Source organism: Methylobacterium crusticola (genome assembly GCF_003574465.1).
Classification (GTDB): Bacteria; Pseudomonadota; Alphaproteobacteria; order Rhizobiales; family Beijerinckiaceae; genus Methylobacterium; species Methylobacterium crusticola.
On record NZ_QOWC01000248.1, the window covers coordinates 1 to 10,496 of the forward strand.

Annotated in this window: 11 protein-coding genes; 6 read left to right on the forward strand and 5 right to left on the reverse strand. The window is 75.0% G+C overall.

From position 1 onward, the window contains the following. Window positions 1–858, reverse strand: an 858-nt coding sequence (locus DT057_RS31980; RefSeq protein ID WP_203236436.1) for an FUSC family protein, incomplete at its 3' end; no start/stop codon positions are given. Between the two features lie 123 nt (window positions 859–981). On the opposite strand from DT057_RS31980, the gene DT057_RS31985 reads away from it, so the two are divergent. Together DT057_RS31985 and DT057_RS31990 are read left to right on the forward strand one after the other, a co-directional pair. Then, window positions 982–2,139, forward strand: coding sequence for a zinc-binding dehydrogenase (locus DT057_RS31985; RefSeq protein WP_128566074.1), 1,158 nt, complete (start codon window positions 982–984; stop codon window positions 2,137–2,139). A 234-nt stretch (window positions 2,140–2,373) separates the two neighbouring features. After that, complete coding sequence (locus DT057_RS31990) at window positions 2,374–2,778, forward strand: DUF2147 domain-containing protein (protein ID WP_128566075.1); 405 nt, start codon at window positions 2,374–2,376, stop codon at window positions 2,776–2,778. A gap of 4 nt (window positions 2,779–2,782) precedes the next feature. On the opposite strand, the gene DT057_RS31995 is transcribed toward DT057_RS31990, so the two are convergent. Both DT057_RS31995 and DT057_RS32000 read right to left on the reverse strand, forming a co-directional pair. Further along, the gene (locus tag DT057_RS31995) at window positions 2,783–3,250 is read right to left on the reverse strand and encodes a DUF4345 domain-containing protein (protein WP_128566076.1); all 468 of its coding nucleotides are present in this window, start codon (window positions 3,248–3,250) and stop codon (window positions 2,783–2,785) included. 71 nt (window positions 3,251–3,321) lie between these two features. Next, a complete protein-coding gene (locus tag DT057_RS32000) occupies window positions 3,322–3,801 on the reverse strand; it encodes a hypothetical protein (RefSeq protein ID WP_128566077.1) in 480 nt (159 codons plus the stop codon). 92 nt (window positions 3,802–3,893) lie between these two features. On the opposite strand from DT057_RS32000, the gene DT057_RS32005 reads away from it, so the two are divergent. After that, window positions 3,894–4,505: a DUF1134 domain-containing protein gene (locus DT057_RS32005; RefSeq protein ID WP_128566078.1), complete on the forward strand. Its 612-nt coding sequence runs from the start codon at window positions 3,894–3,896 to the stop codon at window positions 4,503–4,505. A 124-nt stretch (window positions 4,506–4,629) separates the two neighbouring features. Here DT057_RS32005 and DT057_RS32010 read toward each other — a convergent pair whose 3' ends face one another. Beyond that, window positions 4,630–5,988 (reverse strand): tetratricopeptide repeat protein, encoded by a 1,359-nt coding sequence (locus tag DT057_RS32010; protein ID WP_162501571.1) that lies wholly within the window; start codon window positions 5,986–5,988, stop codon window positions 4,630–4,632. A 516-nt stretch (window positions 5,989–6,504) separates the two neighbouring features. Between DT057_RS32010 and DT057_RS32015 the strand changes: the two genes are divergently transcribed. Together DT057_RS32015 and DT057_RS32020 are read left to right on the forward strand one after the other, a co-directional pair. Then, on the forward strand, window positions 6,505–7,440 hold the full coding sequence (locus tag DT057_RS32015) for a coiled-coil domain-containing protein (RefSeq protein ID WP_128566080.1): 936 nt from the start codon (window positions 6,505–6,507) through the stop codon (window positions 7,438–7,440). 228 nt (window positions 7,441–7,668) lie between these two features. Next, window positions 7,669–7,914 carry a 3',5'-cyclic-nucleotide phosphodiesterase gene (locus DT057_RS32020; RefSeq protein WP_128566081.1) on the forward strand — a complete coding sequence of 82 codons (246 nt, stop codon included), beginning with the start codon at window positions 7,669–7,671 and terminating at the stop codon, window positions 7,912–7,914. A 7-nt stretch (window positions 7,915–7,921) separates the two neighbouring features. Here DT057_RS32020 and DT057_RS32025 read toward each other — a convergent pair whose 3' ends face one another. Next, the gene (locus tag DT057_RS32025) at window positions 7,922–10,048 is read right to left on the reverse strand and encodes a hybrid sensor histidine kinase/response regulator (RefSeq protein WP_128566082.1); all 2,127 of its coding nucleotides are present in this window, start codon (window positions 10,046–10,048) and stop codon (window positions 7,922–7,924) included. A 302-nt stretch (window positions 10,049–10,350) separates the two neighbouring features. Between DT057_RS32025 and lptM the strand changes: the two genes are divergently transcribed. Then, a partial coding sequence (gene lptM / locus DT057_RS37060; RefSeq protein ID WP_244937420.1) for an LPS translocon maturation chaperone LptM occupies window positions 10,351–10,496 on the forward strand: 146 nt, incomplete at its 3' end.

Genomic DNA, 10,496 nt, shown 5'->3' on the forward strand with positions numbered 1-10,496 from the left:
GTCCGCGTCCGGCGACGCGCCGAGGGCGGCCGCGAGCGCGAGGGAGCGCGCCGCCGTGACCGCGGCGAACAGGGCCGCGACGGCGCTGCGCGCGCCCGCCGCCCGGGCGGCGCCGTCGTGGAACTCGCTCCCCACCACCCCGATGGCGTCGCGTTGCGCCGCGGCCTGCCGCAGGACCGCGGCGGCCTCCTCCGGCCCGGGATCGCCGTCCGCGAGCGCCCGCCGGGAGAAGTCCCGTACCGCGTCCCCCGCCCGGGCGAGGCCGTCGCGCAGGTCGGCGTAGACGGACGGCGCGCCGAGCGCGTCGTTGATGAACGTGATCGCGATGATCCCGATGGTGATCGCGGCCGTGCGGGCGACGCCGACCTCGAACACGTTCTGGGGGGCGTCGATGTTGCTGATGGCGATGATCGCCACCGTGTACCCCGACAGCATGGCGCCGTAGGCGCGCACGCCCTGCAGGTAGCTCGCCGTGAACACGCAGAGCCCGAGCCAGAGCCCGAAGCCCACCAGCATCAGCACCCGGTCCTGCGCGAACAGGGCGGTGAGCAGGATCGCGACCCCGAAGCCCAGGAGCGTGCCGAGGAAGCGGTAGAGCGCCTTCGCGATCGCCTGCCCGCGCCTCGGCTGGGCCAGGATGGCGACGGTGACGGCCGCCGAGGACGCGCTCTCGAGCTCGAGCCAGAAGGCGGCGTAGAGCGCCAGCATCATGGCGAGCCAGATGCGGAGGGCGAAGAGCCACGCCGACAGGGGCGGCGGCTCGATGCCGTCGAGGCGGTCTGCGACCGCGGCGAGGCGGTCTGCGACCGCGGCGAGGCGGGCCGCGACGACGCCCCGCCGCTCGGCCGCCTCGGGCATCAGGGCGCACCGGGACGGGATGCGCGGGGGCGCGCGGCTGCTACCATGGCGCCGCGCGGGCAGACGCGGCCCGGCCGCGGCGTGCCAGCAGCCGCGAGGCAACGACCAGCAGAGGAAGCGCCGATGAGCAAGCCTGAGATCCGGGTCGCCACGTTCGCGGGCCCCGGGGCGGAACCCGTGATCCAATCTGTGCCGTGGCCGAAGGTTCCCCGCAAGGCGGCGCTGATCAAGGTGGGGGCCTGCGGCGTCTGCGGCACCGACCAGCACATCCTCAAGGGGCACTGGCCCAAGCCCCTGCCCTGGCCCTTCACCCTCGGGCACGAGATCGGCGGCGTCATCGTGGAGAAGGGCGACGAATTCACGTCCGACTTCATGGAGAAGCCGCTCGCGGTCGGCTCGAAGGTGATGATCCCGCCCTTGATGCCCTGCGGGCACTGCTACTACTGCGTCCACTACCCCGAGCAGGCCAACAAGTGCCTGACGCCGGTCTATTACGGGCGCTACCTCGGCTTCGACAAGGCGCCCCACCTGTGGGGCGGCTGGGCCGAGTACGTCTACGTCGACCTCGAGATGCTCCCGGGCACCAAGGTCTACAAGCTGCCCGACGACATGTCCCTGCGCCTCGGCGCCCTGTCCGAGCCCCTGACCTCCTGCCTGCGCGCCTTCAACCGGGCGACGCGGGCCGGCGGCTTCAAGTGGGGCGACACGGTGGTGATCCAGGGCTCGGGCCCCATCGGCATCCTGGCGGTGGCGGCGGCCCAGGAGATGGGCGCGGGCCGGGTCATCTGCGTCGGCGCGCCCGAGGAGCCGCGCCTCGCCCTCGCCCGCAAGTTCGGCGCGGAGGCGACGGTGGACATCACCCGGGTGACGACCCCGGAGGCGCGCATCGCGGCGGTGCGCGAGATCGTCGGCGGCTTCGGGGCGGACCTCGTGATGGACTGCTCGGGCCACCCGACGGCGGGGCCGGAGGGGATCGAGTTCCTGCGCGACGGCGGCACCTACGTCGAGATGGGCCAGTTCACGGACGCGGGCAAGATCGAGACCTCGTGGCACCGCATCTGCGCGAAGGACCTCAACGTGCTGGGCTCCTGGGCCTTCACCGGCAACGATCTGCCGCTCGGCGTCGACATGCTCTACCGCGCCCGCGACAAGTACCCGTGGCTCGAGATGCAGACGATCTACCCCTTCACGCAGGACGGGGTCTCGCAGGCCGTGAAGGACGCGATGGCGATGCGCACCGTCAAGTCGACCATCGTGCCCTTTCCCGAGCTGGTCGACTGAAGCCGGCGCGCCGCGGCCGCGGGCCTGACGCGGAAGTAGCGGGCCCCCGCGCCGGGCGCTATCAGGCGGCGGGGCCCCCGCGGGTGTCCCCGCCGCCCGCCCGCAAGGCCGCCTCCGGTCCGGCCCCCGTGCGGCCGGGCCGCGCCGGAGCGCCTGCCCTCCCGCGCCGGCGGCCGGGTGCGCGGCCACGCGTGCCCGCGTCCGCGGGCGCAGCCATCTCAGGAGTCGATCCCGTTGCGCCCTGTCCTGTCCGTCCTCCTGATCCTCGCCGCCGCGCCGGCCCCCGCGCAGGAGGCCCAGCCGCTCGGCACCTGGCTCACGCCGGCCGGCGACACCCAGGTCCGCATCGCCCGCTGCGGCGCCGGGCTGTGCGGCACGGTCGCGAAGGTGCTGGCCGGGGAGACCCGGGACGTGAACAACCCGGACCCGGCCCTGCGCGGCCGCAGCCTCGTCGGCGTGACGCTCGCCGGGGACATGCGCCCGGCCGGCGCCGGCTGGGAGGGCTCGCTCTACAATTTTCGCGACGGGAAGACGTATTCGGGCAAGCTCGCCGTGAAGGGCCCGAACGCCCTCGAACTCTCGGGCTGCGTCCTCGGGGGACTGATCTGCAAGCGCCAGGTCTGGTCGCGGGTGAACTGAGGGCTCACGGCGCGCGGGTCAGGTCGGCGACGCCGCTGTGCTGGGCGATGTCGCCGCGCGCGGCGATGTCGCCGCGCGCGGCGGCCCGGTTGGCGACCCGGGTCTGCCACAGGCACAGGAGCGGCGTCACGACGAGCTCCATGCCGAGGGCCGCCAGCATCGTCAGGGAGGGCACGCCGGTGAGCCAGAGCCCGAGCAGCCGGCTCAGCCCGCCGAGGACCACCACCAGGGTGAGGAAGCGGAACAGCGTCGCCTTCGTGTCGATGGCCGGCACCGTGGACCAGAACAGGATGCCGACGCCCATGAGCATGCCCGAGAGGTAGCGGAAATGGCTGTCGGCCGAGACGTCGAGCCGGCCGCCGCCGATGCCGGCCTGCCCGAACAGGACGCCGTAGAGCCCCGCCGCCACCGGGACCAGGGCCGCCGCCGCCACCACGCGCTGGAGGGCGCGCCGTTCCTTGTCCGTGTCCATCGCGCGCCCGATCCGCTCCAGGTCCCTCGTGCGGTCAATCCGCCGGGGGGCGTTCGGTTCGGGAGGCCGGCTCACAGTGCCACCTCGGCCCGGAGGGCGGGCCAGCGCGCCTCGGCGGCGGCGAGGAGCGCCGCGTCGGCGCGCTCGCGGCGCTCCGGGCTGCGGAAGAGGTAGAGGAGGCCGTCGCGCCAGGCCGCCACCAGCGGGTCGGCGTCGACGACGCGCCCGGCGGCGATGCCCTCCGGATCGTAGCCGCCGAGGCGCGGCGCGTAGCGCGCGGGATCGCGCGCGAAGGCGGCGCGGTTGGCCGGGCCTGCGAAGCGCCAGATCAGCCCCGACCAGGTCAGCTCCAGCCCGGGGCGCCCCGCGGCGGGCCCCGACGCGAGGGCGTACGTCACGGCGTCGAACCCGCGCAGGGCGAGGCCCGACAGCCGGTCCGCGGCGTAGAGCGCCGGCACCGGATCGCCCGCCGGGGCGGCGCATGTCGGGGCGACGAGCGCCGCCGGCGCCAGCGACAGCAGGCCGCGCCTCGTTAACCCGATCTTGCCCATATCCGCAGCATCTCTGGCAGGCCGCCGCATTTTCCGGATCGGCGCGCCGCTTCGTCGCCTCCGGAGATGCTCTAAGCCGGGACGCCTAACAGATGCTGTCTGCCTCCTCCGCTCCACGGGCCCGGCGCCCGGCACCGAGCCGGCGCGCCCTCCTCGGCCTGGGTCTCGGCGCCCTCGCGCTGCTCCCGGGTCCCGCCGCCGCGCAGGGGCCGGGCGACCCCGGGACCTTCCAGCCGCGGGAGATCGTCGATTCGGGGCACCGCTTCTTCGGCTCCGTCTCCCGCGGCCTCGCCCTGATGGTGCAGGAGGCGTCGCGGCGCTGGGGCGAGCCCAACGGCTACATCCTGGGCCAGGAGGCGTCGGGCGCGATCATCGGCGGCGTGCGCTTCGGCGAGGGCACGCTCTACACCCGCAACGCCGGCCAGCGCCGGGTGTTCTGGCAGGGACCGTCCCTCGGCTTCGACGTCGGGGGCGACGGCGCCCGGACCATGATGCTGGTCTACAACCTGCCGAGGGTCGACGCGCTCTACCAGCGCTTCGTCGGCATGGACGGCTCGGCCTACGTCGTCGGCGGCTTCGGGATGTCGGCGGCCACGGCCAATGACATCGTGGTGGTGCCGATCCGCGCCGGCATCGGCGCCCGCGTCGGCATCAACGTCGGCTACCTCAAGTTCACGGACGCCCCGACCTGGAACCCGTTCTGAGGCGCCGGGGGCCGGGTCCGCTCCCCGCCCGCGCTCAGGCGGGCCGGGCGGGCGCGTCCGGCGCCGGAACCCGCGCCGTCACGGCGCCGGAACCCGCGCCGTCACGGTGCCGGAACCTGCGCCGTCACGGCGCCGGAACCCGCGCCGTCACGATCAGGCCGTGGACGGGCTCGCCGCGCTCCATTCGCAGGGCGGCGGGCTCGAGCGCCTCGAGCCGCAGGCCGGCCGCGGCGGCGGCCTGCTCGACGTAGCCGCGGGCGTGGCTGTAGCGGCCGTGGGAATGCAGGCGGTAGGGCTCGCCGCCGGTCTCCGCCTCGACGCTGAACACGAACCGGCCTCCCGGGCGCAGGGCCTCCCGGGCGAGGGCGAGCACCGTCTCGAGGGGACCGAAGTAGCAGAGCGTGTCGGCCGACACGATGAGGTCGTAGGCGCCCGGATGCGCGGCGAAGTACTGCGTCAGCTCGGCGCGGTCTAGGGCGTCGTAGCCGCCGCGCTGCGCGGCCTTCTCCAGCATCTTGCCCGACAGGTCGACGCCGACGAGGTGGCCGGCGAAGGGCCGCAGCATCGGGCCGCACAGCCCCGTGCCGCAGCCCGCGTCGAGGATCGCGAGGCCGGCCCCGGTCGCGGGATAGAGCGCCGCGACGGCGGCGGCGACGAGCTCGGGCGCGCGGTAGTCCAGGCGGGCGAGCTTGTGGTCGAAGCTCGCCGCGAAGCCGTTGAACAGGTCCTCGACGTAGCGGTCGCTGGCGCGCTCCGGCACGTTCTCGCCCGAGATCGCCGCGATGAGGTGCCGGGCCGAGGCGCTGTTCGGCTCGTCCGCGAGCCACTTGCGCAGGATCGCGAGGGCCCGCTCCTTTTCGTCCGTCGCCGCGTAGGCGGCGACCAGGAAGCGCCGGGTGCCGGCATTCGCGGGCTCGAGCTCGAGCGCCTTCACGTGGCAGGCGATCGCCTCCTTGATGCGGCCCCGGCCGGAGAGCAGGCGGCCGAGGTTGTCCCAGGCCTCCCGGTGCCGGGGCTCGAGGTCGACGGCCTCGCGGTAGACCGCCTCCGCCTCGTCGACGCGCCGCAGGGCCCGCAGCACCACGCCGAGGTTGTTGCGCGCGTCGATGTGGCCGGGCTCCAGCACGATGGCCATCTCGTAGGCCTGGAGGGCGAGGTCGGGCCGGTCGAGCTCGAACAGCACGTTGCCGAGGTTGTTGTGCATGCCGGCGTCGTCGGGCTCGATCTCGATCGCGCGGCGGATCAGCCGGACGGCGTCCCGGGGGCGGTTGGTCTGGTGGCGCAGGATGCCGCTGAAGTGCAGGGCGTCCGCGTAGTCGGGCAGGACCGCCAGGATGCGGTCGTAGACCGCCTCGGCCACCGCCACGTCGCCCGACCGGTGCGCCCGGACGGCGATCTCGAGGGCTTCCTGCGGCGTGAGCTCGTGGTCGCCCGGTTGCGGCTCGGCGGGAGCCGGCGCGCCGCTCTGCGTGGTATCCTGCATGCTCACCTCCCGGCGGGACGGTCTCCCGCACCCGGTGCCGCGGGCGACCCGCGCGGGCGCACGGGGCCACGCGGCTGACCGCGGTCTCGGCCGTTCGCTCGCCCGGATGGTAGCGGGAAATCCCACCCCGGCAAGTTGTCGAAAGATTCGCCCACCCCGCCCGGCCAGTTCCGGCATGTAGAGCCGGTCCCCGATCGGCCGCGATGCACGACCCGCCACGACCGGCCCCGCGGGGCGGCGCCGGTCCCGCCGCTCCCGGTCTAGCGCGCCGGCCCCGGCGGCGGCGTGCCGTGCCGCACCCGGCAGGCGGGAGCGGCGCCGCCGCCCGGGCCCGGCCGGGACCCGATGCGGGCTCGCCCTGGCCCTCGCGCGCATCCCGTGGCAGGGTCCGGCCGCCTTGCCGGCGACGGTCGCCCAGGTTGCAGCCTGGGCGACCGTCGCGGGCGTTCCGTCCTCGTCCGCGCCGGTGAGCCCAGGGCTGCGCCGCGCCGGGAATCGACAGAGAGTGCCCGACGCGTGATCGAGTCCGTGATGTTCCTCGCGCTGGGCTGCCTCGTCGCGGCCCTGTGCGCCCTCCTGATCCTCCCGGCCCTGAACGCCCGGGCGGAGCGGCTGGCGCGCCGGCGCCTGGAGGCGCTCTACCCGATGTCGATCGCCGAGCTCACGGCCGAGAAGGATCACCTGCGCGCCGAGTTCGCGGTGCTCCAGCGGCAGCTCGAGCGGAAGGTCGAGGAGGCGCGCTCGGGCAAGCAGGCCGAGATGGAGGAGCTCGGCCGCCGCGCCGTGCGGATCGGCGCCCTCACGGGCGAGATGGAGCGCCGGGACGGCCGGATCGCCGAGCTCGAGCGCGACCTCGCGGAGACCCGCGGGGCGCTGACCGCCGCGCAGGGTGACCTCGCGGAGCTGCGGCTCGCCCGCGCCGCGGCCGAGGAGGCCCTGCGCGCGCTGGAGGGGCCGCACCAGCGGGCGCTCGCCGACCTCGCGGCCCTGCGCGTCGAGCTCGAGACGACCGCCCGCGCCCGCGCCGAGGCCGAGACGGGACGGGGCGTCGCCGAGGAGGCGCTCCGGGCGGCGCGCGAGCGGCTCGCCACGGCCGGCGAGAGCGTCGCGGGCGCGGCCCGCGACCAGATCCAGGCCCTCGAGGATGCCCTGGCCGACCTCAACGCCCGCCACGCCGCCGTCGAATCCGAGCTGACCGCCCTGCGGCCCGCCCACGCGGCCGCCCTCGCGGCCCTCGCGGGCAGCCGGCAGGCGCTGGAGCCCGGCGAGGCGGGCCGCACGGGCGAGCGCCTGCTCGCCGAGAACGCCGCCCTCCAGCGCCGGATCGCCGAGGTCGCCGACGCGCTGATGGCGCAGGGGCGCGCCGGGGCCGCGGAGGAGCCCCGGACCGAGCCGAGGCTGCCGCCCGCCGCACCCTTCCCGACCTCCGCGTCGGTCGGCACCCCCGGCTGAGCGCCGCTCCGCGCGGCCCGGCGGTGTCCTGCGGCATCTCCTGCCAAGCCTTTCGCGAAAGCCCGGACACACGCGCGAAACACTTCGCCACAAACGGGTTTTCGCCGCGGTCGGCCCGCCCCGGCCGGTCCCGGCCACCGCCGCGGCCGCGCCGGACCCTTGTCAGGTCATCGGTTTCGGGCCATGTCCGGCCTCACCTCCACACACCCTGCGAGTCCAGAGACAACCATGACGCTCAAGCCGATGTCGTTCGTCCTCCTGATCGCTGGCAGCGCGCTCGGTCTCGCCGCTCCGGCGTCGGCGCAGCGTGACGATCCCAACCTCAAGAAGTACTGCACCGGGGATTACCTGACGTTCTGCGGAAACCTGCCGCCCGAGAGCCCCGAGGTGGACCGGTGCTTCGAGAAGAACATGAAGAAGATTTCCGTCAACTGCCGCAAGGCAATTGACTACTACGAGCAGACCCACAAGTAAGGACCGGTCAGGCCGGGGCCTCGACCCGTCCGCCGGTCTCCAGCGCCTCGGCCAGGGCCTCGATGGTGAACGGCTTGCGCAGCACGGTCTCGCCCGGAGCCGGCTGCGGGCCTTCCTGCGCGTCGTCGCGCGGGTGGCCGGTCGCGAACACCACCCGCAGGTCCGGCCGCCGGCGCCGGGCCTCGGCCGCGAGGGCGGGGCCGTCGAGGCCCGGCATCACCACGTCCGTGAACAGCACGGCCACGTCGCGGTTCCGGTCGAGGCAGGCGAGGGCGGCGGCGCCGTCCGGCGCCGTGAGGGTGCGGTAGCCGAGCTCGCCGATGGTCTCGGCGCTGGCGCTGCGCACCATCGCGTCGTCCTCCACCACCAGCACGGTCCTGTCCTGGCGCTCGGGCAGGGGCGCGGTCCGCCGCGCCCGCGCGTCCGCGTCGTCCGGCGGGCCGTCCGGGCTCGCCGGCAGCACGAGGACGATCGCGGTCCCCTCCCCGGGCCGGCTGTCGATCCGCACCGTGCCGCCCGACTGGGTGACGAAGCCGTAGACCTGGCTCAGGCCGAGGCCGGTGCCGCGTCCCTGCGGCTTGGTGGTGAAGAACGGCTCGAAGGCGCGGGCCACCACCTCCGGGGGCATCCCGGTGCCGGTGTCGCGCACGGTGACGGCGACGGCCGGCCGGCCGTCGCCGAGGGTCGCGGCCTCCGTCGCCAGGGTCAGCCTGCCGCCGCCCGGCATCGCGTCCCGGGCGTTGACGGCGAGGTTCAGGACGGCGTTCTCGAGCTGGTTCTGATCGACGAAGACCGGCGGGGGCGCCGCCATCAGCCGGGTCTCGACCGTGACGGTCTCGCCGAGGGTGCGCCGCAGCAGGTCGACCATGCCGGTGATCAGGCGGTTCGCGTCGGTCGGCCGCGGCTCCAGGGGCTGCTGGCGCGCGAAGGCGAGCAGGCGGTGCGTGAGCTTGGCGGCCCGGTCGGTGCCGTCGAGGGCCCCGTTGATGAAGCGGCCGACATCGGTGTCGCCGCGGGCGAGGCGGCGCTGGAGCACCTCGAGCGACCCGGTGATCACCGCGAGGAGGTTGTTGAAGTCGTGGGCGATGCCGCCGGTGAGCTGGCCCACCGCCTCCATCTTCTGCGACTGGCGGAGCTGGTTCTCGGCGGCGAGGCGCTGGGCGTGCTCGCGCTTGAGGTTCGCCAGCGCCTCCTGCTCGGCCCGCGCCCGCGCCAGGGCGAGCCACGCCATCAGCACGAGCGTCAGGGCCGACACCGTCGCGACGAGGCCGTAGACCCGCAGGTTGTCGTACCAGCGGTCGAGCGCCACCGAGGTCTCGACCGAGAACGCGACCTGCACCGGGTAATCCCCGACCCGGCGCCAGGCGTAGAGCCGCTCGGGCCCCCCCGCGGGCACCCCCGAGGTGGCGCCGCCCTGCGGGCGGGCGTGGATGCCGCGCATGAGGGGGTCGCCCGCGGGCAGCCGCGCGTCGGCGGGCCGCGCCGGGGGCTCGCGCACCAGGACGGCGCCGTCGGCGCGCAGCAGCATTGCGAGGTGCGCGGTCGGCGCCGCGATCTCGGCGTAGAAGCGCGCGAAGTACTCGGTGCCGAGCGCGATCACGATCACGCCGTCGAAGCGGCCGTCGTCGGTCGACCGGCGCCGGCTCACCATGAAGGTCGCCTGCCGCTCCGTCCCGCCCTCCTGCGCCGCCTCCTGGGCGGCCGGGCTCACGTAGATGCCGATGTCGCGGACGCGGTGGACCGAGAACACGTCGCGGCCCGACAGGTCGCTGCCGACGTCCCCGTCCCGGCTGCTCGCGCGCACCACCCCGCGCGGGTCGACGACCCAGACCGCCGTCGCCTGCGCGAGGGGCGCCTTGAGGGTCGACAGGAAGCCGCCCGTGGCCGCGGCCGCGATCTGGGACCAGGTCCGGTCGAAGACGTAGTCGTCGACCCGGTCCATGGCCAGCTCGGCCGTGTCGAGCACCTTCGAGGCGTGCTCGTGCATCACCGCGGCGGTGCGCACCACGGCGCTCTCCTGCTCCCGCAGGACCTCACCCCGGTTCCACCACGCAGCCCCGACCAGGACCACGCACGGCACCAGGAAGGCCGCGGCGACGAGGAGCTGGTGCAGGCGCACCGTCGAAAGGCTCACGGGACTCTCACAAGCGCGACGGCAGCCGACGCGGCGATCGGCCGTAAGCTTAACCGTTTGTTAACCGATTGGCGAGCGAAACGATCCAGCGATCTCACAGGTTGCGGCCCCGCGTCCGGCCGCGCCCACGACGGCGACCGTGTCCCGGCGGCACGACCCGCTCGGGCGCAGTCTCGGGATCGTCCCGCAAAGGGCGGCTTAACGGCCACGCTCGAATGCGACGGAATTGCCGGCTTCCCGGCCGGGCTCGCCTCGCCGGGCACGGGCCGCTATGGTGGCGCGGCCACGCTTCGGACCTCCGGATGTCCCTGTCCCGTACCCGCACCCTCGTCCTCCTCGGCCTGACGGCGCTGTCGGCCTCGGCCTGCGGCCGGCGCGGCCCCCTCGAGCCCCCGCCCGGCGCCGCGCAGGCGACGCGGCCCGGTGCCGCGCAGGCGACGCGGCCCGG

Bases quoted from the DNA above. Each gene is read 5' to 3' on its own strand.
- DT057_RS31995 (WP_128566076.1), bottom strand. From the start codon at position 3,250: ATGGACACGGACAAGGAACGGCGCGCCCTCCAGCGCGTGGTGGCGGCG.
- DT057_RS32020 (WP_128566081.1), top strand. From the start codon at position 7,669: ATGACGCTCAAGCCGATGTCGTTCGTCCTCCTGATCGCTGGCAGCGCG.
- DT057_RS32005 (WP_128566078.1), top strand. From the start codon at position 3,894: ATGCTGTCTGCCTCCTCCGCTCCACGGGCCCGGCGCCCGGCACCGAGC.
- DT057_RS31985 (WP_128566074.1), top strand. From the start codon at position 982: ATGAGCAAGCCTGAGATCCGGGTCGCCACGTTCGCGGGCCCCGGGGCG.
- DT057_RS32000 (WP_128566077.1), bottom strand. From the start codon at position 3,801: ATGGGCAAGATCGGGTTAACGAGGCGCGGCCTGCTGTCGCTGGCGCCG.
- DT057_RS32010 (WP_162501571.1), bottom strand. From the start codon at position 5,988: ATGCAGGATACCACGCAGAGCGGCGCGCCGGCTCCCGCCGAGCCGCAA.